Below are 21,760 nucleotides of genomic sequence, written 5' to 3' on the forward strand. Positions count from 1 at the left end.
GCGACAGTCGCCCGGTGACCTCTGCCGCCTCCTCCCGACGCCCGCGCCGCCCTTCCTGGGCGGGCCGGAACCACATCCTGATGACCGCCGCCGTGATCGTCACCAACTGGGCAGCCAGGGCGCGCTGATCGCCGCGGCGTTCGCCGTGCTCGACGCCGGCGGCGACGGGGTGACGTCGGTCTGGTGGCGGCAGCGCGGACGCTGCCGCTGGTGCTCTTCCCGCTGATCGGCGGCGCGGTCACGGACCTGCTGCGCCATCGTGTGATGGTCGCCGCACACGCCCTCAACTGCCTTTCGCAGGGGCGTTCGCGGCCCTGGTCATCGCCGGAGAGGCGCGGCTGTGGCAGATGATGCTGCTGCCCGCGCTGGGCGGCACGGGCAGGCGTTCTACAGCCGGCGGCCGAGGGCATGCTAATGTCCTCGGCCGCCGGCGAGCAGGCGAGCCGCGCCTTCGCGATGTTCCGGATGGCGATGCAGGGGGGCGGGCCAGGGCGGCGCGGCCCTCGGTGGGGCGTTGGTGGCCGCGATGGGGCCGGGCTGGCTGCTCGCCGTGGACGCGGTGGCGTTCGCGACCGCCGGGGCGCTGCGCTCGTTCCTCGACGTCAGCCACATTCCGCCGCGCGAGCCCGGCGGCGGCCTGCTCGCCGATCTCCGCGACGGCTGGCGCGAGTTCATCGGGCGCCCCTGGCTGTGGACGATCGTCGCGCAGTTCTCCGTGGTGGTCGCGGTCGTCGGCGCCGCCGACGCGGTGTACGGTCCACTGGTCGCCCGGGACAGCCTCGGCGGGCCGGGCCCGTGGGGTCTTGCCCTCGGCGCGTTCGGCGCCGGAACCGTGGGCGGCGCCCTGCTGATGACCCACTGGAAACCGCGCCGGCTCCTCCTCGCGGGCACCCTCTGCGTCTTCCCCCTCGCCGCCCCAGCCGCCGCGCTCGCGGTGCCCGTGCCGCTGGGCGCGCTGTGCGCCGTACTGTTCCTCAGCGGTCCGGCGATCGAGGTGTTCGGCGTCTCCTGGATGACCGCGCAACACCTAAGCGAATGTAACCTTGCGGCGCGTCTTGGCCCTCACCTCTTGCTGAGGTGCAGTACTTGATCGAGTGCATGCATCCTGTACGTGCTCTACAACGACATCGCCTGGCAACTCCTGCCGTTGGAGCTGGGGTTCGCTCCGGGCAGGCAGGCTGGAACGGTGGCAGCAGGTTGGGGTCTTCGACCAGTTGCACCGGATCCTGCTGGCCGGGCTGAACGCGGCCGGCCAACTCGATTGGTCCAGGGTGTTCGTGGACGGCCCCCACCCCCAGACCCTCGGCCTGGTCGACGGCATCCCGGCCGGGACGGGCGGCCCCGGCCGTCCCCGCAAGCGCCCCGTGGCCCTGCTCGGAGACCAGGGCCACGATTCCATCCTCAACCGCGACGAGCTGCGCAAGCGCAGGATCCTGCCCGTCATCTCCCGCAAGGGCGCCCCGAAAATCCACTGCCTGGGCAAGCTCCGCTACGTCGTCGAGCAGATCTTCGCTTCATCTGCTGGCGAGGCTCAAGAAACAGCGACCATGGTCCAGTTACGAGCTCTATGCTTTCAAGAACGCCAGGATGTCGGGATTGAGGATATCCGGATGGGTCGACAACATGCCGTGGGGAAGCCCCTCGTAGCTCTTCAGGGTGCCGTGCTTCAGGAGCTCGGCTGACAACGGCGCTGAATCCGGATACGGCACAATCTGATCGTCGGTGCCGTGGGCGACGAGGACTGGGACGTCGATCTTTTTGAGGTCCTCATTGAAGTCGGTCTCGGAGAACGCCTTGATGCATTCGTAGTGGGCGTTTGCCGCACCCATCATCCCCTGCCGCCACCAGTTGTCGATCAGCCCCTGCGACACTTTCGCGCCGGGCCGATTGAAGCCGTAGAACGGCCCCGTCGGCAGGTCGATGTAGAACTGCGAGCGATTGGCGGCGAGGGCCGTGCGTAGTTCGTCGAAGACTTCGATCGGCAGGCCGCCGGGATTGGCGGCCGACTTGACCATGATCGGCGGCACCGCGCTGACGAGCACCGCCTTTCCGACACGACCCGGCTTGGCGCGTGCAACATAGCGCGCGACCTCACCGCCGCCGGTCGAGTGCCCGATGTGGAAGGCCCCTTGCAGATCGAGCGCGTCTGTCAGCGCCGCCACATCGGCGGCATAGGTGTCCATCTCATGACCGGTCGCGGTCTGAGTGGAGCGCCCGTGGCCACGTCGATCGTGGGCGATCACCCGATAGCCATGCGCGAGGAAGAACAACATCTGGTTGTCCCAGTCGTCGGCGCTGAGCGGCCAACCATGGTGGAAGACGATCGGCTGTCCGTCGCGCGGACCCCAATCCTTGTAGAAGATGCTCGTGCCGTCATTGGTGGTAATCGTACCCATTGCTGATCCTTCCGCGTGACTGGCCGGATGGGGACGGGCGCGCGACAATCCTCAGCCACAGCAAGGCGGGCAGGGTCCGGCGGGATGAGGCCGCCAAACCCGCGGCCCGGAGGCTGTGCCATGATCCACCGCCAGCGACGATAGGCTCAAGTTTTGAACGCGGCCTCAAGCCGCGCGGACACCTCAAAGTCGTCGCCACAATGCGCCAGACGTGACGCCGGTCTGCTCGTTGAACAGCGCGTGAAACCGCAGACAACTGCGTTCTTTCGGCAGGCGTGTATCGGCGAGTCGAAGAGAAGAGACTTCGCTTTCTCAACACGATACCGGCAACGGGCAGGAGCTGCGAGGCGATGTCGTTGTAGAGCACGTACTAGATGCCCTGCAGGGTCAAAATACGGCTGGGCGTCGCCGGATGGGGACGGGCGCGCGAGTCGATCAACGCGGTGGCGGTGGACAGCGGACCCGGCGCGGCACGGACTCCGCCCGCGGAGGGCTGGGGCTTGCGCCCCTGGTTGCTGGGCTTGGGCCCGTTGGCCGACTTGATCTGCAGCCACTCACTGACGATGGCGCTGTTCTGCGGGGCGTCGAGGGCGAGGGACATGTCAGGCGACGGCAGCTCATCACTCATGCACGGAATTGCGACAGCCACCGCTGACAACGGAATGATGCCCAAGTACTCCCTTGCCTGGCCTGAGTTGGAGAGCCGGCAATTACGTTGCTGGCTGCGTCCGAAAACACGCCACGGAGCCCGGCCGGGCATCATCACCGGCCGGGCTCCGCAGTGTTCGTGCTGCTACTCCTTGCGGGTGCTCAGGGCACGGGCGATCAGCACCCGGGCCAGGATCCGCACCGCGTCCGGGTCCGGCCCGACCAGGTCAACGTGCTCCCGGTGCGCCCACACGTCCCACCCCGGTGCGCTCGCGGCTTCCTTGTGCCCCAGGTACACCGCGTCGTCCGGGTCGGTGATCTCCTCGTCGCAGTGGCGGCACACGTGCCCGGTCATGTGGCATCACCCCGGCGACCGTGGCACGTACAGGTGCAGCGCCGCAGCAGCAGCACGCCCGTGGTACCCGGCAAGGGCACGTCCTTGGTCTGGCGGCAGTCGGCGTGCAGGTCGGTGTACCCGGGCTGCTGGGCCAGGGCGCACTCGGCCGACATGGTCTCGGTGTCGACGGTGGGTGCGCTCACGGCAGCTCTCCCCGGCTCCGGGCATTGGCCAGGGCCACGCCCGCCGACAGGCTCTCCGCCGACGTAGGAGGCCGGAGAGGACCCTTCGCATCCCACTCCCGTCCGCCGCCGGGCGGCCGGAGCTGCCAGCACGGCCCCACATGGCCCATCACCCGTCCGACCTTGCGCGTCGCCTCGTCATACACGAGGTCGCCGACTTGGGGCGTGTAGTCGCTCATGAGCACCCCTTCCGGATGACCTCGACCAGCCGCAGCGCGACCTCGGCGGTACGCGGCCCAGGGTGATCAGGTTCGGTGAGGGCGACGCCTCGTCCACCCCCAGGGACGGCAGCACAATCCCCGCCGCCGTCAGTGCTTGCCTCAGAGTTTCGACCGCCGCTGTGACATCCGAGGTGCCCGGCTCTTGCTGCGCTGTGACCATGAACTCAGCGTTGTGGGGAGTCAGTTGAGAGGGCTAGCACCTATACTCGATTATTCGCGGGCCCAGGCTGCCTATAGCCGTTTATGTCCACGAGGCCATAGCGAACCCATACCGCCCGGTCTCGGGCACGGTGATCATGAGTGGATCAGTACCCGGCGAAAGGAACTGATCGTGGCCCGGAACATCCGCTTCAACGGCACGGGCAGCGGCGTGAACGGCTGCCGGCCGTGCACGAAGACCTCGACACCGGCGAAGTGATCATTCACGGACCGGCGCTCACCGACCCTGACGACATCGCCCGGCTCCGGCACCTTGGGGAGGGCGAGGTACCCATCGTGGTGCCGCGCGAACTGCTCGTCGACTTTGGCCCCAAGGAGGTCAACCGCGTGCCGAACCTCATCGGCCTGCACGAGTTCGACCGGCTGTTCACCCAGTTCGAGCACACGGCCTGGCGGCTGGAGACCCGCCGCCGGTACGCCTCCGACGAGGTCACCGACACCTACGCGCATTTCACCCGGGGCGAGCCCGTGGACTGGGAAGGCAAGGACGCCGAATGGTGCGCGGAGCGCCGTGAACAGACCGCCCTCGGCAAGCGGTTCGAGCGCGTCCGCATCGTCGACAACCCGCCCACCCCCGGGCAGCTCTACCCTGCTGGACAACGCCCGGCGGAACAGCACCGTCGGCGAGGACATCCGGCAGCTCTGGCGTGCCGATGCCGAACGGCTCCAGCTCCCCGACGAGGACTTCTGGCTCTTCGACTCCCGGCTGGTGGCCCGGCTCAACTTCGACGACGCCGACAACCTGGTGAACGTGGAACTGATCACCGAACCCGTCGAGGTCAACCGGTACGCCCAGGTGCGCGATGCCGCCTGGCACTACGCCGTGCCATACGAGACCTTCGCGGCGGGCCTGTCCGCGACCGAGTAGGCAGGGAACGGAACCGGTGATTACCGACTACCAGCAGGCGCGCGAAGCGCTCGGGGTACGGCTGCGTGAGCTGAGGCACTCGGCCCCCGCTGGCCGGCTCACCGGTTCCGCACTCGCCCGGCGGCTCGGCTGGCCGCAGCCTAAGGTCAGCAAGCTGGAGAACGGCAAGCAGACCGCCACGCCCGAAGACCTACGCGCATGGGCCGAGGGGACCGGTCAACCCGACGCGTATGACGAACTGCTCGCTCGGCTGCGGGGATTCGAGTCTCACATCCGTTCATGGCGGCGGCAGCTGGCCTCGGGACACAAGCCCGTCCAGGACACGCACCTCGCCGCGCACGCCGACGCCTCTGTGTTCCGTGGCTGGGAGTCTTCCATGATCTTCGGGATTCTCCAGACGCCGGACTACGCTCGGGCGATCTTCACCCGGTACGCCGAACTCCAGCAGTCGCCCCGGGACACCGAGGAGGCCGTCCGCTCCCGCATCCAGCGGCAGGACGCGCTGTACGACCCCACCAAGCGCTTCCACTTGCTGCTCTGGGAGGCCGCGCTCCGAGCGCTCATCTGCCCGCCGTCCGTGCTGGCCGCGCAGCTCGACCGGCTATCCGGCGCCGTCGGCCTGGACACGGTCGAACTCGGGATCATCCCGTTCAGTGCCTCGCTCAAGATCCCACCCGCTACGGCGTTCTGGATGTACGACGACAGCCGCGTGATCGTCGAGACCTGGCACTCAGAGCTGTGGATCGAGGACGAGGCCAGCGTGAACACGTACCTGCGCACCTGGAACACGCTGCGGGAGTCCGCCGTGTACGGCGCCGACGCGCACCGGATGATCAGTGCCGCGCGCCAGGCCCTTAACGTCGCCTGACTGACCAGCCCGCATGATCGCCTGGAACCCCTGGGTCGGAGGCTGTTTCAGGCGGCTGGCCAGGGGTCTGACTGGCACCATCCGTCCCACTGACAACGGGCCTAACAGCCCTACGCGCCCCAGTGACAACGGAGCGCCGGGGCTGACACGGTCCGGACGCGTTGAGTCACGCGACATGAGGCCGGGGGCGCCCGGCATATTTCGCTCGGCGCACGGCTTTCGCCCTGCCAGGCTCTCCGCATGAGACTGAACCCGGGGATCACCCTGGACTACGCCGATGACGTTCTTCGTCGTGCCGAGACAACGTGGGGCAACGCGCGGGGCGCGCAGGATTTCTACCGCGCCTACACCGACGCGGTTCATGACACCTACTCCACCCTCAAGCAGGCCTTCGCTGCCCCAGATCTTGGTGCCGGTCTGCACTCCACGGCCTACTGGAACCTGCTTGCGACCGGAGGGGCCAACGCAGATATCGGCTGGACATCGGATCGGGCCGTGATCAGCAACTTGGCGCGGGCCCAACGCGCCCTGAACCAAGCCTTCTCCACGGAGATCGAGAACCAGGTGAAGGCCCTGGAGCAGGCGCGTACTGAGCTGGAGGACTTGAAGAAGCTGGTAGCCCGGCCTGGTCTGCCCGTCGTCTACGACACCAACATGCTCAACCACTGGCAGCAGCCGGGCGACATCCGGTGGCGCGACCTCTTCAAGGCCCAGGATGAGAAGGTCCCGCTCACCCGGCTCGTGGTGCCGCTGCGCGTGATCGACGAGCTGGACAAGCAGAAGTACGGCCAGGGCGACCTCGCGCGGAAGGCGGCCACCGCCATCCGCTACCTGGAGCGCGTGCTCAAAGACAGCCAGCCGGGAGAGCCCGTGAAGCTGCGCGAGGGCGCCACGCTAGAGGTGTGGGTCGACACCGACGACCGTGGAGGCGACGCTGACCTGTCGATCCTGCGCTGCGCTGCCGACCTGGACAACCTCCACCCGGACACGGGAGCCCGGGTGCTGACCGATGACGTCGGCATGCGCCTGCGCGCTCATCAACTGGGCCTGAAGGTGGTGCGCTTGCCGGAGGCGCACCGCAAGAAGGGCACGGCCCTTGACGAGGTGCCGCCGCAGTAGGTCGTACCTGGCTACCGGAACACCCGCCCGGACAGCCTGTCCGCGCCCCGGGACAACCGGCGGGACATGCCCCGGTCCGGCCGGACAACTGGTCCCGGGGGCGGAGCAGGTCGGGCGGGACAGCTCCATGTCCGGTGTCCCGCAGAGTTGGGGTTGTGAAGGTTCCCGGCAGGATCCGCCCTTGATCGCGGTGCCCAGCTCCTCGTGATCTGCAAAGGTAGGTACTTGTCGGAGCACAAGCTGTCGCGCGTGTCGGCGTACGACTGGTTCGGTTCGATCGCTGTGCGTACCGGACGTACGGAATCTGGCGCGGCGGACCAGGCCGGTGGTTCAGGGGACACCGGGACCGGACGTCGCGCGTGGGTCAGCCGATGCTGAAGGCTCCGTCGGGCGGCTCGGGTGAGGGCACCGCGTTCTCGTCGCGTACGGGTTCGGCGGCGCCGATGAACTCCCGCAGCGCGGGGCCGTGTTCGACGCGCGCCGGGAAGGCGTCGGAGGCGGTGCGGCGGGCGAGGGTGGCCGTGTCGAGGGGGCGGTGGGACGCCACGAGCACCGCGTTGCCGAAGCGGCGGCCGCGCAGGACGCCTGGTTCGGCGATGAGCGCCAGCTCTTCGAACACCGTGGAGAACGTGGCGAGTTGGGAGCGCAGGAAGGCGAAGGGCGTCGCGTCGGCGAGGTTCGCCAGGTAGACGCCGTCGGCGCGCAGCACCCGCTCTGCGGCGCGCGCGTACGCGGTGGAGGTCAGGTGCGCCGGGACGCGTGAGCCGCCGAAGACGTCCGCGATCAGGATGTCGGCGGAGTCGGGCGCGGCGGCCTCGAGCCAGGCGCGGGCGTCCGCGCCGTGCAGGGTGATGCCCGAACCGTCGGGCACGGGCAGATGCTCGCCGACCAGGGAGAGCAGACCGCGGTCGGCCTCCACCACGTCCTGCCGGGAACCGGGCCGGGTCGCGGCGACATAGCGGGGCAGGGTGAGCGCCCCTCCGCCGAGGTGCAGCACGTCGAGCGCCGCCCCCGGTTCCGCCACGGTGTCCAGCACATGCCCGAGCCGTTGCGCGTACTCGAACTCCAGATGCGTCGGCGCGTCCAGATCGACGTACGACTGCGGCGCCCCGTCCACCGTCAGCAGCCACGCCCGCTTCCGGTCGACGTCCGGCATCAGCTTGGCGGTCCCGTGATCCACGGCCCGTGTCACGGGTATCGGCTCGTCCACGCGTCCATTGTGCCGTGATGGGGCGTGGGGTCGGCGCGGGTGTGAACGGCCGGCGCCCGGCCGAGCGTTCCCGCCCGGGTGCGGGGCGGCTCCCCGAAACCGCGCTTCACGGGGTGCGGCCCCGACGGCGCCCCGTCGCGCACGACACTGACATCGGTGCGAGCGGGTGCCCGCCCCCCTCGTGGCGGGCACCCGCGTCCCTCGATCGACGGTCAGCCGACCGATGTCACCGTCCCCGCGCCGACCGTCCGGCCGCCCTCGCGGATCGCGAAGCCCAGACCGGGCTCCAGCGGCACCTCGCGCCCGAGCTCCACCGTCATCGTCACGGTGTCGCCGGGCCGGGCGACCGCCGTCTCGCCGAGGTCGACGTCGCCGACCACGTCCGCGGTGCGGATGTAGAACTGCGGCCGGTACCCGGTGGAGACGGGCGTCGTCCGTCCGCCCTCGCGCGCCGACAGGACGTACACCTGCGCCGCGAAACGGCGACTGGGGGCGACGCTGCCGGGCGCGGCGACGATGTGCCCGCGTCGGACGGCGTCACGCGGCACCCCGCGCAGCAGCAGCGCCACGTTGTCCCCGGCCTGCGCCTCCTCCATGGGCTTGCCGAAGGTCTCCAGACCGGTGACCACCGTGTCGACGGCGGCGCCGAGCACTTCGACGCGGTCGCCGACCCTGATCGTGCCGCGCTCGACCGCCCCGGTGACGACCGTGCCGCGCCCGGTGATCGTGAGCACGTTCTCGACGGGCAACAGGAACGGCGCGTCGAGATACCGCTCGGGCATCGGCACATACGTGTCCACCGCGTCGAGCAGCGCGTCGATCGCCGCCGTCCAACGGGGGTCCCCCTCAAGGGCCTTGAGGCCGGACACCCGTACCACCGGCACGGAGTCGCCCCCGTAGCCGTGCGCGGAGAGCAGTTCACGGACCTCCAGCTCCACGAGGTCGGTGAGCTCCTCGTCGCCCGCGTCGGCCTTGTTGAGGGCGACGACGATGTGGTCGACGCCCACCTGCCGGGCGAGCAGCACGTGTTCGGCGGTCTGCGGCATGATCCCGTCGAGCGCCGAGACGACGAGGATCGCCCCGTCGAGCTGGGCCGCGCCCGTGACCATGTTCTTGACGTAGTCGGCATGGCCCGGCATGTCCACGTGCGCGTAGTGCCGGGTGTCGGTCTCGTACTCGACATGCGCGATGTTGATGGTGATGCCGCGCGCGGCCTCCTCCGGAGCCCGGTCGATCCGGTCGAACGGAACGAAAGTGCTGGAGCCGCGCTCGGCGAGGACCTTGGTGATGGCGGCGGTCAGAGTGGTCTTGCCGTGGTCGACGTGACCCATCGTGCCGATGTTCAGGTGGGGTTTGGTGCGTACGTAAGCCGTCTTGGGCATGGCTGTACCTCGAAGCCTCTTCAGTGTCAGCGGAACTGAGTGATGGCCCCGGCGCATACGGGCCGGGACGGGGACCCCAAGGACTTGCCGACCCTCCCCCTGCGGGGTCCGCCGGACGATCCGGGAAGGGTCAGCTTCGGGCGCCGTCGACGGCGGCCACGATGATCGGGACGGCAGCCTTCGGGGCATCCGCGACTGCGGATGCTGCGAGGAGGAAGGCGTACCGGAACATGAGGCGATCATTGCCGACGCGTCTGCCCACGTCGAATGGTTTTCCGCGCCCAGGAGTCGAGTGTTTCGGACGGTGCGTCGGGGTGCTTAAGGTGCTTCAGGGACTGTGTCTAGGGGCCGATGTTCTTGAGCGCCTCGCGCACGGACAGCGGCGCGAGCCTCCCCCGCTCCCGGGGGACGAAGTCCCGTACCGCTTGCGGGTCCGTCTTCGCGTACTCGCGCAGACACCACCCGATCGCCTTCCTGATGAAGAAATCGGGGTGGCCGGACTGGCGGACGCAGTACCCGAAGAGGCGTTCCGTGTCCGTCGCGTCCTTGTAGCGGAGCTGGTGGAGCAGGGCCGTACGGGCGACCCACAGATCGTCGTCCTCGATCCACGCGTCCATGTGGGCCTTCAGCCTCGGGTCGGCGGCCACCAGGCCTCCCACTACGTGGGAGGCGAGTGCGTCGACGGTGTCCCACCAGGGGACCGTGCCGACGAGGTGGCGCGCCACCGGCAGGAAGTCCGACGACAGCCGCTTCACATGGCGGCGCAGGTAGTCGACGGCGAAGTAGTGGTACTCGCGCTCCGGCAGCTCCCAGCAGCGCAGCGCGAGCGCCGTGCAGTCGGCCTCGTCGGGTCGGGCGGTGTCCTGGAGGACCGTCCGTGTCAGGGCGCGGCGCTCGGGCGTGGTCAGGCCGAGGAAGGGCGCGATGTCCTTCATGTACGCGCGCATCGACGCGGCCCGTCGCGGATCGGCGGCCGCGGCGTACGTGGCGGTGAGCCGTTCCAGCACGGTGTCCGCGAGGGCACTGTTCGGCACCTCGAACCGCGCACCCGGTGTTCCGGAAGCTGTGACACCCATGAGACGCACCATACGGCGATCACACACATTGGTCGGTTAGTGTCACCGGATGCTCGATGCCACCACCCGCTCTGGGGGCACCGCCACGGCCACTCCCCAGGCCGCCGCCACGGAGTTCGCCGCCGCCACGGACATGGCCGTCGCCGCCGAGCTCGCCGTCGCCGCACCCGCCGTCCTGACCGCCGCACGCACCGGCCTGACCGCCCGCTGTGTGAGAGCGCTGCTCTCGCCCTGGTCGCGGCTCTCCCTGCTGGCGGTGCTGCTCGCGGCCGCCGCGTCGAGCGTGCTGCTCTTCGAACCGCAGCGGCTGCTCGCCGATGGCTGGCCGCCACAGCTCAGCGGTGCCGCGGCGGCCGTCGCGTTCGCCGTGGCCTACGGACTGTGCACGGTCGCGTTCGTGCCCCGGCCGCTCCTCAATCTGGCGGCGGGCGCCCTTTTCGGCTCCCAACTGGGCCTGGGCACCGCGCTCGTGGGCACGGTCCTCGGAGCCGGTGTCGCCTTCGGGCTCGGCCGGGTCCTCGGGCAGGACGCGCTGCGCCCGCTGCTGCGCGCCCGCTGGCTGAAGGCGGCGGACGGGCAGCTCAGCCGCCACGGCTTCCGGTCGATGATGGTGGCCCGGCTGTTCCCCGGGGTGCCGTTCTGGGCCGCCAACTACTGCGCGGCCGTCTCCCGCATGGGCTGGCTGCCCTTCCTCCTCGCGACGGCGCTCGGCTCGATCCCGAACACCGCCGCGTACGCCGTCGCCGGCGCCCGGGCCTCGGCGCCGACGTCGCCCGCCTTCCTGATCGCGATGGGCTTCATCGCGGTACCGGCGCTGGTCGGAGCGGTGGTGGCCTGGCGAAAGCGCCACCACCTGCGCGGTCACTGAAGCACTGCCCGATCACCGCGGCGCTGCACGGCCTCCGCACCACCGCGGCGGCACTGCGCGGTTCCGCATCACGACGGCCGCACTACACCGCTTCCAGCACCATCGCGTTGGCCAGTCCGCCCGCCTCGCACATCGTCTGCAGCGCGTAGCGGGCTCCGCGGGCCCGCATGGCGTGGACGAGGGTGGTCGTCAGGCGGGTGCCGCTCGCGCCGAGCGGATGGCCGATCGCGATCGCTCCTCCGTGCACGTTGACCTTGGAGAGGTCGGCGCCCGTCTCCTGCTGCCAGGCAAGGACGACGGCTGCGAAGGCCTCGTTCACCTCGAAGAGGTCGATGTCCTCGAGGGCCAGACCCGCCTTGCGCAGCACCTTCTCGGTGGCCGGGATGACGCCCGTGAGCATCAGCAGCGGATCGGAGCCGGTGACGGCGAAGCTGTGCAGCCGGGCGATCGGGCGCAGGCCGAGGCGGGCCGCGGTCTCGCTCGACGTGATGAGCACGGCGGACGCACCGTCGTTGATGGGGCTCGCGTTGCCCGCCGTGACGGACCAGTCGATCTGCGGGAAGCGCTCACCGAAGGCCGGGTCGTAGTAGGCGGGCTTGAGTCCGGCGAGTATCTCCGTGGTGCTGGCGGGCCGGACGCACTCGTCGCGGGTGACCCCCTCCAGGGATGCGACCTCGGCGTCGAACAGGCCGTTGTCCCAGGCCGCGGCCGCCTTCTGGTGCGAGCTCACCGCGAAGGTGTCCATCTGCTCGCGGGTGATGCCCCACTTGGCGGCGATGAGTTCGGCACTGATGCCCTGCGGCACCAGGCCCTCCGGGTAGCGCTCGGCGACCCCGGGCCCGAAGGGGTCCTTGCCCGCCGGCACGTTCGACCACATCGGTACGCGGCTCATCGACTCCACACCGCAGGCGACGACCATGTCGTACGCGCCCGACATGACGCCCTGAGCGGCGAAGTGCACGGCCTGCTGCGAGGAGCCGCACTGGCGGTCCACCGTGGTCGCCGGCACCGTCTCGGGGAATCCCGCGGAGAGCACGGCGTACCGGGTGGTGTTCATGGCCTGCTCGCCGACCTGGTCGACGGTGCCGCCGATGACGTCGTCGATCAGCGCCGGGTCGGCCCCGGAGCGCTCGACGAGGGTGCGCAGCGTATGGGCGAGGAGTTCCACCGGGTGGACGTGGGCGAGGGAGCCGTTCGGCTTGCCCTTGCCGATGGGGGTGCGTACGGCTTCGACGATCACGGCGTCACGCATGTTTGATCTCCAAACTCACTGAGTTTGCTTTCCAAACCCGCTAAGTGACTCAAGAGTAGCTCAGTGGGTTGGACAAACCAACCCACCCCCTAGACTGGCGGCATGAAGGACGCGCGCCCCTGCTCGATCGCCGACACCCTCGCTCTCGTCGGCGAGAAGTACTCCCTGCTCGTACTGCGTGAGGTGTCCCTGGGCGCCACACGCTTCGACCAGATGGTCCGCAACATCGGCGCCCCGCGCGATGTGCTGACGGCTCGCCTCAAGCGGCTCGTCGACGCCGGCGTACTGGAGAAGGTCGAGTACAGCGACCGCCCCAAGCGCTACGAGTACCGGCCCACCCAGGCCGGTCGGGAGCTGCAGCCGGTCCTGATGACGCTCATGGCGTGGGGCGACCGCCACCTCCACGCGGACGGCGACCGCCCCATGGTGATCGAGCACATCTGCGGCCACGAACTCGTCCCGCAGGTCGTCTGCGCCGAGTGCGGCAAAGAGGTGCAGCACGACGACCTGACAGCCCACCCGCAGGCGCCGGGCTGGACGGTGACGGGGCCCACAGCGGCGTAGACCCACTCGCTGACCCCGCTCGCTCGGCGCAGGCCTAAACCGTCCCCCTGTAGACATCGAGCCGTCCGCACATGCCGAACCGGCCGTACGTGGACGGCTGTTCGGCCCGTACGACGGCGTCGGCGAGGTGGGACGTGTCGCCCCGCTCCAGCCGGTCGAGCTGGTCGCCCGTGGCCGCGGCGGCCGCCTCGGCGCCGCGCCGCCACCGTTCGCGCCACTCCGCGAGGCGGGGCCGTACCAGCGCGGCGGCGGCCTCGTGGAACGCGGCGAGCGGCTCGGGCCCGTCCGCGTCGCGCAGCGCCCGGTAGCCCTCCAGGGCGAGATCGCGCCGGGCCCTGGCGACCCGCGCCCGCTCCTCCTCGGGCGCGTCCGCCGGAATGACGGTCGCGGCCGCGTACGTCTCGGGGTCGGTCAGATACTCCGGGGGCAGCGTGAGGACCGCGTCGCCCGCCTCCGGCAGACCGTTGTTCTGCATGAGCACGGTGATGCGCAGGTCGCCCTCGTTGACGAGGCGATGGATCGTGCCGGGCGTGAACCACGCGACCGTGCCGGGTCCGAGCGGTGTGACCTCGTACCCCGACGTCGTCAGTGTCTGCACCGACCCGCGCCCGCCGGTGACGACGTACGCCTCCGAACAGGTCAGGTGCAGATGGGGAGTTCCGCCGCACACGCCGTCGGCCGCGGGCCAGTCGTAGACACGCAGGTGCGAGACGGCGACGGCTCCCGGCAGTCCGGTGAAGCCGGGGATCATCTCGCTCACCAGGGATGCGCCTCCAGGTACTTGGCGATCTCCGCGCGCTCCCAGGCTCCCTCGGCGACGACCACCCGGTAGCGGCGGGTGAGCGTGTCGCCGGGCGCGAGCTCCAGTTCGTCGAAGAAGGCGAGCGACGGGGCGACAGCGGCGAAGGGTTCGTTGCGGACGAACCAGTGGGCCGGGTGGGCGCCTCGGGATCCGGAGTGGTCGTTCTCGGGGGCGTGCGCGAAGACGAGGGTGGCGTGGCCGTCGGAGCCGTCGTGCTCCCCCGAGTACGCGAGCCAGGGCGCCTGCCGCCCCATCAGCCCGGGCCCTTCGGCATCGGGCCCGATGACCCGCCCGTCCCGGAAGGCACGCGGCCCGCGCCAGAACAGGCCCGTGTAGCCCGCCATCTCCCGCCCGGCGGTGGTGGGACTGCCGAAGCGCAGCGGCTCGTCGCGGCGGTTGGTGACCGCGGTGGTCCAGGTCAGCGCCCAGGAGCCCACCTCGGGATCGACGTCGTGCACCTCGATGCGGCGCTCCTCGTCGGCCCAGAGTTCACCGTCGTACGGATGCCAGGTGAGCCGCTCGGCGATGACCGCGCGGCCCCCGTCCGAGGCGACCTCGTCGAAGGTGACGTGTGCCATCGACCCGACGCGCTCTGGGAGTTCGAGATATCCCTTTCCGTCAACGTATGTGTTGCCGCCCCACAGGTTCTGGCCGGAGAGATGCGAGGCCGTCATCTGGAGGCCCTTGTGCCAGCGGTGGTCGTTGGGCCGGTAGCCCGTGACGACGTGGTTCGCCAGCGTCCGCAGCGGATGCAGATACGGCTTCGGGGACTCCCAGGCGGCCTCGGGGCGGTAGACGTAGCTCAACAGCTCGACGCCGGTGGTGACTTCGCTGATGGTGACGAGCTCACCGTGTGTGTGGACGATCCGCAGGCCGCCCTCCGAGGACATGGTCACGCCGGCACCTCCTTGCCGACCGACACCTCGGAAACTGCGGGCGCCCAGCCCGGCGCGCCACCGTGCAGAGCCGTGTAGTACGCGTCCCCCGGGCCGATCTCCCCCGCCCGGACGGTCGTGTCCGTGAACGCCGACTTGTAGAGCGCGGTGATCAGCTCCAGGCTGGTCCGCCCGTCGGCGCCACTGCTGCGCGGCCGCTCCCCGGCGCGCATGCTCGCGACCAGCTCGCGCAGCTGCGCGAGGTGCGAACTCGGTACGTCAGCGCCGAAGTCCCGCCAGGCCGCGGCATCGGCGTCGGGCACGTCGGGTGCCGGAGTGATGCGCCAGTTGTCGTTGCTGTGCCCGTACAGGTGGGTGAGCTCGACGGTGGCGCGTGCGCAGTCGATGCGGATGCGGCTCACCTCGTCCGGGCTCAGGACGCTGTTGACGACGGTGGCCATCGCGCCGCTCGCGAAGCGGACGAGGGCGGTCGAGACGTCCTCGGTCTCCACGTCGTGCACCAGGCGCCCGGCCATCGCCCGCACCTCGCTCCACGGCCCCAGCAGGTCGAGCAGCAGGTCCATCTGGTGGATGCCGTGCCCCATCGCGGGCCCGCCGCCCTCGGTCGCCCAGCGGCCGCGCCAGGGCACGGCGTAGTAGTCGGCGTTGCGGTACCAGGTGGTCTGGCAGTGCGCGACGAGCGGACGCCCCATGGCCTCTTCGGCGAGCAGGCGGCGCACGTGCCGGGCGCCCGAGCCGAAGCGGTGCTGGAAGACGATCGCGGCGTACGGGCCCCCGTCCGTCCCCTCCTCCGCCTCGACGGTGTCGAAGTCGGCGAGCGTCGGCACCGGCGGCTTCTCGCACCACACCCAGGCACCGGCGCGCAGCGCGGCGACGGTCTGCTCGCGGTGCAGCGTCGGCGGCGTGCAGATGGCGACCAGGTCGGGCCGCTGCTCCTCCAGCATCCGGTCCAGATCGGTGTACGCGTGCGGGATGCCCGCCTCTGCGCAGAACTCCCGGACCGCACCCTCGGCGATGTCGACCGCGGCGACGATCTCCGTCTCGCCCTCCTCGGCCAGTTGCGCTAGCGCCGGGTAATGGCTTCCTCGCGCGATGGCCCCGGCGCCGATGAGGGCGGCCCGGATACGACGGCCGTCGTACGGGGCCGCGGGGCGGTTCGCGGAGGTCTCGGGGCTGGTTGCGGTGCGGGATGTGCTCATGTACGTGATCAGCGCTCCATCGGACGTGACGTCAGACGTTGGCCAACGCGTGATGACACCGAGCGGACCCTGGCGGCAGCAAGCGCTTTCTCTCCGGCTGAAACGTAAGCGGCGGTCCAGCGGCTGGTCAACACCTCGGCCGGTACGTGGACAACGCTGGCTCCCACCCGGGGCGCATCCTCTGCGAAACCCCTGTGGCCGGGCTGTCACAGGCGGACGCTACGCTGCCCTCAACACCCGTGATCACCCGAATGGCGGCACGGCGTGCCCGTCGCCCCTCCCACGATCAGCACTTGGACCACGTAACTTCATGTCTTGGTTTGAATCCCTCATCCTCGGACTCGTCCAGGGGCTGACCGAATTCCTTCCCGTCTCCTCCAGCGCGCATCTGCGGCTGACCGCGGCCTTCGCGGGCTGGGAGGACCCGGGCGCGGCGTTCACCGCGATCACGCAGCTCGGCACGGAGGCCGCCGTGCTGATCTACTTCCGCAAGGACGTGGGACGGATTCTCGCGGCATGGTTCCGCTCGCTCACGAACAAAGCGATGCGGAGCGACCACGACGCGCAGATGGGCTGGCTGGTGATCGTCGGCTCGATCCCGATCGGCGTGCTCGGGGTAACGCTCAAGGACCAGATCGAGGGGCCGTTCCGCGATCTGCGGGTCACCGCGACGATGCTGATCGTGATGGGCATCGTCATCGGCGTCGCCGACCGGCTCGCGGCACGCGACGAGACGGGCGGGAAGCACCGGGCGGCCAAGCAGCGCAAGACACTTGCGGACCTGAACGCCAAGGACGGCCTGCTCTACGGCGTCTGCCAGGCGATGGCGCTGGTGCCCGGCGTCTCCAGGTCCGGCGCGACCATCAGCGGCGGCCTGTTCATGGGCTACACCCGCGAGGCGGCGGCCCGTTACTCCTTCCTCCTCGCCATGCCGGCCGTCCTCGCCTCCGGCACCTTCGAACTCAAGGACGCCGCCGGGGAGGGCCACGTCTCCTGGGGGCCGACGATCTTCGCGACCATCATCGCGTTCGCCGTGGGTTACGCCGTCATCGCGTGGTTCATGAAGTTCATCTCGCACAAGAGCTTCATGCCGTTCGTCTGGTACCGGATCGCGCTCGGCATCGTCATCATCGCGCTCGTGGCGACGGGCGGGCTGAGCCCGCACGCGGCGGAGTCGGCGGGCTGATCGCTCACACCCCGGGCGCCCCCGGCAGGGCGAGCGCCCAAGGCTCCCCCTCGATCCGGACGCCGTTGGCGACGTACGCGATCGTCCGGTACCAGCCCGCGAGGACCAGCACCTCCAGGACCTCCTGTTCGTCGAGATGCTCGCGCAGTCCGCTCCACAACGCGTCGCTCACGCGCGCGGGCGTGCAGTTCGTCGACGGCACGGAGCAGGGCGGACTGACGGGGGGACCAGGCCGGGTCGTCGGGTGTGCCGGTCGCGGTGAGATCGACCTGTTCCGGGGAGAGACCGGCCGGCTCGGCGTACGTCGCCATGTGGACGCCCCACTCGTACGCGCACCCGGAGCGGGCGGCGACGCGGGCGATGACCAACTCGCGGTCGGCCTCACTCAGTCGGCTGTGGACGAGGAGGCCCGCGCCCAACGCCCGCATGCGCGAGGCCAGTTCGGGTGGCGTTCCAGCACCTTGAAGAGCATGAGGGGTTCACGCGTGACGCCGGGCGGCATCCACCGGCGCAACGCGCGGTCGGACGCGGGCTCATAGGGCGCTGCGCGCCTTCTTCCACGGCGCCCAACTGCGCGGTCAGTGCGGCGTCGTCCGGATCGACTGACCCCCGCCTCAGTCGGCCGTGACGAACCACATACGACGTCGGTAGCCGACCGGTAGCGCAGTGTCAGTCCTTGCCCCTAGGCTTGTGCGCATGTCCCCCGATTTCACGCCCTCTGGTTCCGTGCGGTCTGCTGCCGCGTTAAACGAGCAGATCCGCGCCTTGTGGATGCGCGCGGGCGGTTCGCTGTCCGCCCAGGAGCGGGCGGAGTACGAACTGCTGGTCGTGAAGTGGGCGGAAGCGATACGGGGAGAGGTCGTAGAGGCGGCATGACCGCCGCGGGCAAGGCTGCATGAGAGCCGCGGAGTAAACGTCCACCGAGCCTGACGGCCGGCCACAGGTGAAGCCGGCACACCTCCGCGTCAGCGCCACCCCGCCGTCACAGCGCACCGCCGAGAGACGCCCCGTCACCGCCCCCGGACACCCGAAGCACCGCCCCCGTCGTGTACGACGAGTCGGGCGACATCAATCACGCGATGGCGGCGGCGATTTCCTCGGCCTGGCCCGCGCGGCGCAGCGGAATCGAGGAGGCGGCGCGCTCGGCGCGGCCCGGATCCCCCATCGTCGCGTGCATCTCGGTGTCGATCATGCCGGGCGCGACCGCGTTGACGCGGATGCCGTCGGGGCCGAGTTCCTTGGCGTTCCTTGGCCAGACCCGCCGTCAGCGCGTCGACGGCAGCCTTGCCGGCCGCGTAGTGCCCGAACTCGCCGGGACTGCCGAGCCTCGCGGCCACCGAGGACACATTGACGATGACGCCGCTTCCCCGGGCCGCCATCGACCGGGCGACGTCGAGCGGCTCGTCGACACGGTGGCGGACCGGCTCGTGCCGGTGACGGGGCTGGTGAGCGACGCCGGGGTGACCGGCCTGCTGGGCAGGCTCGCGGACGCCGATCTCGCCCCACCGATTTGCGACGCGTCATGGAGATCAACCTCCCGGGCACGCTGCGTGTTCGCGCCGGGCGTCGTCGGAGGTGCCCACGCGCACCGTGACACAGCGCGCCGCCGGCGCGCGGACGGCGTTCGCGGCCCGCGCGGCGGCGCCGTCACTGACGTAACACTGAAGTCCCCCACCACCACGTCGTGCCCGTCCGCCGCGAGGCGCGTGCACGACGCGGCTCCTACCCCCCGGCTGCCACCCATGACGACCGTGACCAGGACGTGCCAGGTGTGCCTCCTCGGGCAGCAGCGCCGCCGCGCCGTCGAGGTCCCCCGCGCGTACGAGGGTGTGGATCCGCGTCGCGAGCGGCGTCACATCGTCGATGCTCACGATCCACTCGTCCGCGTACCGGGCCGCCGCCTCGCCCGCGAGCCCGAGCTGGAGGGAGCGGTACGGCAGCGGGTTCAGCCGCAGATCGCGTTCGGGGTCCCACTGGACCCGCGCCGGCGACTGCCTCGACTGCCGCTTCCAGGCGGCCTGGTCCCCGTGCAGGTCGGGCGCGTAGTGCGACAGACACGAGTGCCGCAGCGCCCACTCGAAGCCCTCGCGGCGGATCTCGACGGCCAGAACCGTCTCCTGGCCCTCCTTCGTGCCCCAGCCGCACCAGTACATCATCCACAAGAACGAGGGCTTGATCCATGTCAAGCAGCCCTCGCAGCCCTTTTCCTCGACGGCACAGCACAACTCGCCCCTCAGACTCAAAACCCGTCGCGCCTCCCAAGCGGACGATCTACCCTGCTGCTCAATGCTTGGAGTCGGGGCGGATGGCTCGGGCGAAGCTTCTGAGCCGGCGGGAACCTGCTGGCGCTCAGTAATCAAACGGGTGGGGAAAACAGTGGTTCGCCCATCACGGGTCGGCATGGCCATTGCCATGCTCATGACCTTCTTGCCGCTCGCCGCATGCGAATCCGGGCAGGACTCCCGGGTGGGCGCAGCGGCGGAAGAGACCGAGACGGCCGGTGCACAGGACAAGCCGTGGAGCACGGCGGACCTGGAGCGGGCGGCGATCACGGACACGGATCTCGACGGCTACGAAGTCAACCGGATCCTGACTGCTCCCTCGGCGTCTCACAGAACGGCGGACCCTGCCGAATGCACGCCCGTAGTTCAGGCACTGGGTGGAAGCAGCGGCTTCGCAGCCAACGCACGCACCGGCCGGATGATTTCCTCGAAGAAGCACGGCCCCGGAGCATCCATGATCCTGTCGTCACACAGCTCCGGGGTTGCCGCGCGGGTGATCGACGCATTCCGCACGGCCGCCAAGCGGTGCAAGTCCTTCAAAGACATCCGGGCGGACTTCCGCTACGACGAGGCCGAACTCCAGCCCGACCCCGGCTACGGTGATGAATCCGTATCCCTGCGGCTCACACAGCTCGCGGCGGACAGCGAGGACGAGGAGCCCATCCGGGTTCCCTTCGCGGTGGTGGCCGTTCGGCAAGGGACGACGGTCGCCATGTTCTACGAGTTCAACCTCCCCGCAGGGCCAAGGGGCAAGGACCCGGCCGTCGTACCGGAAGCGATCATCAGGACACAACTGAACAAGCTCAGCAAGCTGACGGATTCCAAGTGACCGCGGTCGAGCACTGGCTGGAGCTCCGCAGCGTACGACAGGGAGACTCATGTCAAGCGGTGTTCGCAGCCCTTTCAGCGAAGCATGCGTGTCGCCCGCCATTACCCCCACGAACGTTCGTTAGGCTCGCGCCGCCACACAGGTTCCGATCTTCACGGAGGGCAGGACGGCGGGGATCAATCGCGAGCGCGTCGTCAGAACGCTGACGTTCTGGCTGCGTCCCGCCTTCGCGTTGCGGGTCGTCAACCGGTTTCAGAAGATCGTGGGTTTCGACCGCTCGATGGCCTTGGCGTCCAGCGCTCTGACCGCACTGATCCCCCTGGCAATCCTCAGCGGCAACGTCCTGAGCAACTTCGTGCACTACGACGCCGCGGAGCGGATCATCAGGCGCTACAGCCTCACCGGAGCAGGCGCCGAGGCGGTCAACTCCCTCTTCTCCCCTGCTGAGAACACGAGTGCGAGCGTGGGCATCTTCGGGGTCGTGTTCCTGACGATCTCGGCGCTGAGCTTCGCGCGAGCCTCGCAGCGGCTCTTCGAACAGACATGGGAACTCAAGCCCCTCAGCGTGCGCAACACGCGCAACGGCTTGTGGTGGATCCTCACCCTTGGTGGCTACGCAGTGGTCACCGGGTGGCTCTCTGCGGTCCTCGGCGGGGGTGGGCTGGATCTGGCGGCCTCGGTGTGCCAGGTACCGGTGACCATCGTGTTCCTCGTCTGGAGCGGCTGGATCTTGTCAGCGAAGCGGATCATCTGGACTGACCTGATCCCTTTCGGCGTCACCGCGGCCGTTCTGACGGCAGCCTATTCGGTGGGCGCAACTGTTTACCTGCCGCGTCTTTTCAACTCCTCCGCCTCACGGTACGGGGTCGTCGGTGCCGTCTTCGCGATGATCTCGGCCCTCTTCGGAGCCATGCTCGTCATCGTCGCATCGGCGGCACTGGGACGAGAAGTACGAGACGAGCTCAGCCGGATCCGTCAGGGGCACCGCCCTTCCGACCACGAGATCCGCCGGCAGTGGGACAGCGTGGTCGAGCAGACACGGTCACGCTGGCGCACGGCACGGGAACAGGTCTCTCATCGTCGGATCAAGGACTCGGACCACTGATGGGCAGCGCCAGCCACCGCCGGCATCCACGTTCCCATCGCCTTGAGCCAGGAAAGAGGTTGTGAACGCGGCTTGATGACCCATGTCAAGCCACGTTCACCAACCATTTGTGGGGCTGGGCCAGATTCAGCCTGCCCTGGTGGTGGTCGTCGGCCCGCCACCGCCCATGTGGTGAGCGTCGTAGCCTTGCC

21 protein-coding genes and 7 pseudogenes are annotated in these 21,760 nt (G+C 69.6%); 11 read left to right on the forward strand and 17 right to left on the reverse strand.

The features are described from left to right. Positions 1–80: 80 nt before the first annotated feature. Positions 81–1,027 (forward strand): annotated as a pseudogene (locus ACFY0T_RS22370) (MFS transporter); the annotation flags it as partial. Between the two features lie 538 nt (positions 1,028–1,565). On the opposite strand, the gene ACFY0T_RS22375 reads toward ACFY0T_RS22370, so the two are convergent. From ACFY0T_RS22375 to ACFY0T_RS22400, 6 genes and pseudogenes are all read right to left on the reverse strand, one after another. Further along, on the reverse strand, positions 1,566–2,396 hold the full coding sequence (locus ACFY0T_RS22375; protein ID WP_388873185.1) for an alpha/beta fold hydrolase: 831 nt from the start codon (positions 2,394–2,396) through the stop codon (positions 1,566–1,568). Positions 2,397–2,766: 370 nt separating this feature from the next. Further along, entirely contained in the window at positions 2,767–3,024 is a 258-nt protein-coding gene (locus ACFY0T_RS22380; protein WP_388873189.1) for a hypothetical protein, read from the reverse strand. 165 nt (positions 3,025–3,189) lie between these two features. Next, on the reverse strand, positions 3,190–3,399 hold the full coding sequence (locus tag ACFY0T_RS22385) for a hypothetical protein (RefSeq protein WP_388873192.1): 210 nt from the start codon (positions 3,397–3,399) through the stop codon (positions 3,190–3,192). Next, positions 3,396–3,584: a hypothetical protein gene (locus tag ACFY0T_RS22390; protein WP_388873195.1), complete on the reverse strand. Its 189-nt coding sequence runs from the start codon at positions 3,582–3,584 to the stop codon at positions 3,396–3,398. The genes ACFY0T_RS22385 and ACFY0T_RS22390 overlap by 4 nt, the downstream gene beginning before the upstream one ends. Continuing rightward, complete coding sequence (locus ACFY0T_RS22395) at positions 3,581–3,802, reverse strand: hypothetical protein (RefSeq protein ID WP_388873199.1); 222 nt, start codon at positions 3,800–3,802, stop codon at positions 3,581–3,583. Before ACFY0T_RS22395 ends, ACFY0T_RS22390 begins: the two co-directional genes overlap by 4 nt. After that, positions 3,799–4,004: pseudogene (locus ACFY0T_RS22400) on the reverse strand (hypothetical protein). Before ACFY0T_RS22400 ends, ACFY0T_RS22395 begins: the two are co-directional and overlap by 4 nt. A 171-nt stretch (positions 4,005–4,175) precedes the next feature. On the opposite strand from ACFY0T_RS22400, the pseudogene ACFY0T_RS22405 reads away from it, so the two are divergent. From ACFY0T_RS22405 to ACFY0T_RS22420, 4 genes and pseudogenes are all read left to right on the forward strand, one after another. Beyond that, positions 4,176–4,931, forward strand: a pseudogene (locus tag ACFY0T_RS22405) (DUF6879 family protein). A 16-nt stretch (positions 4,932–4,947) separates the two neighbouring features. After that, positions 4,948–5,799, forward strand: a complete 852-nt coding sequence (locus ACFY0T_RS22410; protein WP_388873202.1) for a helix-turn-helix domain-containing protein — start codon at positions 4,948–4,950, stop codon at positions 5,797–5,799. 240 nt (positions 5,800–6,039) lie between these two features. Beyond that, positions 6,040–6,918: a PIN domain-containing protein gene (locus ACFY0T_RS22415; RefSeq protein ID WP_388873205.1), complete on the forward strand. Its 879-nt coding sequence runs from the start codon at positions 6,040–6,042 to the stop codon at positions 6,916–6,918. Between the two features lie 225 nt (positions 6,919–7,143). Then, a pseudogene (locus ACFY0T_RS22420) lies at positions 7,144–7,321 on the forward strand (MFS transporter); the annotation flags it as partial. On the opposite strand, the gene ACFY0T_RS22425 reads toward ACFY0T_RS22420, so the two are convergent. The 3 genes from ACFY0T_RS22425 to ACFY0T_RS22435 form a co-directional block, all read right to left on the reverse strand. Then, the gene (locus ACFY0T_RS22425; RefSeq protein WP_388873207.1) at positions 7,283–8,128 is read right to left on the reverse strand and encodes a spermidine synthase; all 846 of its coding nucleotides are present in this window, start codon (positions 8,126–8,128) and stop codon (positions 7,283–7,285) included. The pseudogene ACFY0T_RS22420 and the gene ACFY0T_RS22425 sit on opposite strands and share 39 nt — an antisense overlap. A 212-nt stretch (positions 8,129–8,340) precedes the next feature. Continuing rightward, on the reverse strand, positions 8,341–9,510 hold the full coding sequence (gene tuf, locus ACFY0T_RS22430; RefSeq protein WP_388873210.1) for an elongation factor Tu: 1,170 nt from the start codon (positions 9,508–9,510) through the stop codon (positions 8,341–8,343). Between the two features lie 341 nt (positions 9,511–9,851). Beyond that, a complete protein-coding gene (locus ACFY0T_RS22435; protein ID WP_388873213.1) occupies positions 9,852–10,586 on the reverse strand; it encodes a DNA alkylation repair protein in 735 nt (244 codons plus the stop codon). Between the two features lie 49 nt (positions 10,587–10,635). On the opposite strand from ACFY0T_RS22435, the gene ACFY0T_RS22440 reads away from it, so the two are divergent. Beyond that, complete coding sequence (locus ACFY0T_RS22440) at positions 10,636–11,454, forward strand: TVP38/TMEM64 family protein (protein WP_388873216.1); 819 nt, start codon at positions 10,636–10,638, stop codon at positions 11,452–11,454. An 82-nt stretch (positions 11,455–11,536) separates the two neighbouring features. Here the strand turns inward: ACFY0T_RS22440 and ACFY0T_RS22445 are convergent, their stop codons facing one another. Then, on the reverse strand, positions 11,537–12,706 hold the full coding sequence (locus tag ACFY0T_RS22445; RefSeq protein WP_388873218.1) for a thiolase family protein: 1,170 nt from the start codon (positions 12,704–12,706) through the stop codon (positions 11,537–11,539). Positions 12,707–12,808: 102 nt separating this feature from the next. On the opposite strand from ACFY0T_RS22445, the gene ACFY0T_RS22450 reads away from it, so the two are divergent. After that, the gene (locus tag ACFY0T_RS22450) at positions 12,809–13,270 is read left to right on the forward strand and encodes a winged helix-turn-helix transcriptional regulator (RefSeq protein WP_388873221.1); all 462 of its coding nucleotides are present in this window, start codon (positions 12,809–12,811) and stop codon (positions 13,268–13,270) included. A gap of 34 nt (positions 13,271–13,304) precedes the next feature. Here the strand turns inward: ACFY0T_RS22450 and ACFY0T_RS22455 are convergent, their stop codons facing one another. The 3 genes from ACFY0T_RS22455 to ACFY0T_RS22465 are packed head-to-tail and all read right to left on the reverse strand — an operon-like array spanning position 13,305 to position 16,167. Further along, positions 13,305–14,021, reverse strand: a complete 717-nt coding sequence (locus ACFY0T_RS22455) for a cupin domain-containing protein (protein ID WP_388873451.1) — start codon at positions 14,019–14,021, stop codon at positions 13,305–13,307. A gap of 5 nt (positions 14,022–14,026) precedes the next feature. Beyond that, complete coding sequence (locus ACFY0T_RS22460) at positions 14,027–14,962, reverse strand: PmoA family protein (RefSeq protein ID WP_388873454.1); 936 nt, start codon at positions 14,960–14,962, stop codon at positions 14,027–14,029. A gap of 2 nt (positions 14,963–14,964) precedes the next feature. Further along, a complete protein-coding gene (locus ACFY0T_RS22465) occupies positions 14,965–16,167 on the reverse strand; it encodes a Gfo/Idh/MocA family protein (protein ID WP_388873224.1) in 1,203 nt (400 codons plus the stop codon). A gap of 310 nt (positions 16,168–16,477) precedes the next feature. Here ACFY0T_RS22465 and ACFY0T_RS22470 point away from each other — a divergent pair, with 310 nt between their 5' ends. After that, complete coding sequence (locus tag ACFY0T_RS22470) at positions 16,478–17,353, forward strand: undecaprenyl-diphosphate phosphatase (RefSeq protein WP_388873227.1); 876 nt, start codon at positions 16,478–16,480, stop codon at positions 17,351–17,353. A gap of 4 nt (positions 17,354–17,357) precedes the next feature. Here ACFY0T_RS22470 and ACFY0T_RS22475 read toward each other — a convergent pair whose 3' ends face one another. Both ACFY0T_RS22475 and ACFY0T_RS22480 read right to left on the reverse strand, forming a co-directional pair. Beyond that, positions 17,358–17,525 carry a hypothetical protein gene (locus ACFY0T_RS22475; RefSeq protein ID WP_388873463.1) on the reverse strand — a complete coding sequence of 56 codons (168 nt, stop codon included), beginning with the start codon at positions 17,523–17,525 and terminating at the stop codon, positions 17,358–17,360. 79 nt (positions 17,526–17,604) lie between these two features. Then, positions 17,605–17,781 (reverse strand): annotated as a pseudogene (locus tag ACFY0T_RS22480) (carboxymuconolactone decarboxylase family protein); the annotation flags it as partial. A gap of 268 nt (positions 17,782–18,049) precedes the next feature. Here ACFY0T_RS22480 and ACFY0T_RS22485 point away from each other — a divergent pair. Next, a complete protein-coding gene (locus ACFY0T_RS22485; RefSeq protein ID WP_369245060.1) occupies positions 18,050–18,229 on the forward strand; it encodes a hypothetical protein in 180 nt (59 codons plus the stop codon). A 196-nt stretch (positions 18,230–18,425) separates the two neighbouring features. Here the strand turns inward: ACFY0T_RS22485 and ACFY0T_RS22490 are convergent. Continuing rightward, positions 18,426–19,097, reverse strand: a pseudogene (locus tag ACFY0T_RS22490) (SDR family NAD(P)-dependent oxidoreductase). A gap of 31 nt (positions 19,098–19,128) precedes the next feature. Continuing rightward, a pseudogene (locus ACFY0T_RS22495) lies at positions 19,129–19,539 on the reverse strand (DUF4291 domain-containing protein); the annotation flags it as partial. Between the two features lie 178 nt (positions 19,540–19,717). On the opposite strand from ACFY0T_RS22495, the gene ACFY0T_RS22500 reads away from it, so the two are divergent. Together ACFY0T_RS22500 and ACFY0T_RS22505 are read left to right on the forward strand one after the other, a co-directional pair. After that, positions 19,718–20,464, forward strand: coding sequence for a hypothetical protein (locus tag ACFY0T_RS22500; protein ID WP_388873230.1), 747 nt, complete (start codon positions 19,718–19,720; stop codon positions 20,462–20,464). 232 nt (positions 20,465–20,696) lie between these two features. Further along, a complete protein-coding gene (locus ACFY0T_RS22505; protein WP_388873233.1) occupies positions 20,697–21,569 on the forward strand; it encodes a hypothetical protein in 873 nt (290 codons plus the stop codon). Positions 21,570–21,760: the final 191 nt, after the last annotated feature.

Origin of the sequence: Streptomyces sp. NPDC001530 (genome assembly GCF_042894545.1) — a bacterium.
Lineage (GTDB): Bacteria > Actinomycetota > Actinomycetes > Streptomycetales > Streptomycetaceae > Streptomyces.

What these genes read in the sequence shown, in the direction of transcription:
- ACFY0T_RS22375 (WP_388873185.1), bottom strand. Translation starts at nt 2,396, where the DNA reads ATGGGTACGATTACCACCAATGACGGCACGAGCATCTTCTACAAGGAT.
- ACFY0T_RS22380 (WP_388873189.1), bottom strand. Translation starts at nt 3,024, where the DNA reads ATGAGTGATGAGCTGCCGTCGCCTGACATGTCCCTCGCCCTCGACGCC.
- ACFY0T_RS22385 (WP_388873192.1), bottom strand. Translation starts at nt 3,399, where the DNA reads ATGACCGGGCACGTGTGCCGCCACTGCGACGAGGAGATCACCGACCCG.
- ACFY0T_RS22395 (WP_388873199.1), bottom strand. Translation starts at nt 3,802, where the DNA reads ATGAGCGACTACACGCCCCAAGTCGGCGACCTCGTGTATGACGAGGCG.
- ACFY0T_RS22415 (WP_388873205.1), top strand. Translation starts at nt 6,040, where the DNA reads ATGAGACTGAACCCGGGGATCACCCTGGACTACGCCGATGACGTTCTT.
- tuf (WP_388873210.1), bottom strand. Translation starts at nt 9,510, where the DNA reads ATGCCCAAGACGGCTTACGTACGCACCAAACCCCACCTGAACATCGGC.
- ACFY0T_RS22435 (WP_388873213.1), bottom strand. Translation starts at nt 10,586, where the DNA reads ATGGGTGTCACAGCTTCCGGAACACCGGGTGCGCGGTTCGAGGTGCCG.
- ACFY0T_RS22440 (WP_388873216.1), top strand. Translation starts at nt 10,636, where the DNA reads ATGCTCGATGCCACCACCCGCTCTGGGGGCACCGCCACGGCCACTCCC.
- ACFY0T_RS22445 (WP_388873218.1), bottom strand. Translation starts at nt 12,706, where the DNA reads ATGCGTGACGCCGTGATCGTCGAAGCCGTACGCACCCCCATCGGCAAG.
- ACFY0T_RS22450 (WP_388873221.1), top strand. Translation starts at nt 12,809, where the DNA reads ATGAAGGACGCGCGCCCCTGCTCGATCGCCGACACCCTCGCTCTCGTC.
- ACFY0T_RS22455 (WP_388873451.1), bottom strand. Translation starts at nt 14,021, where the DNA reads ATGATCCCCGGCTTCACCGGACTGCCGGGAGCCGTCGCCGTCTCGCAC.
- ACFY0T_RS22460 (WP_388873454.1), bottom strand. Translation starts at nt 14,962, where the DNA reads ATGTCCTCGGAGGGCGGCCTGCGGATCGTCCACACACACGGTGAGCTC.
- ACFY0T_RS22465 (WP_388873224.1), bottom strand. Translation starts at nt 16,167, where the DNA reads ATGAGCACATCCCGCACCGCAACCAGCCCCGAGACCTCCGCGAACCGC.
- ACFY0T_RS22470 (WP_388873227.1), top strand. Translation starts at nt 16,478, where the DNA reads ATGTCTTGGTTTGAATCCCTCATCCTCGGACTCGTCCAGGGGCTGACC.
- ACFY0T_RS22485 (WP_369245060.1), top strand. Translation starts at nt 18,050, where the DNA reads ATGTCCCCCGATTTCACGCCCTCTGGTTCCGTGCGGTCTGCTGCCGCG.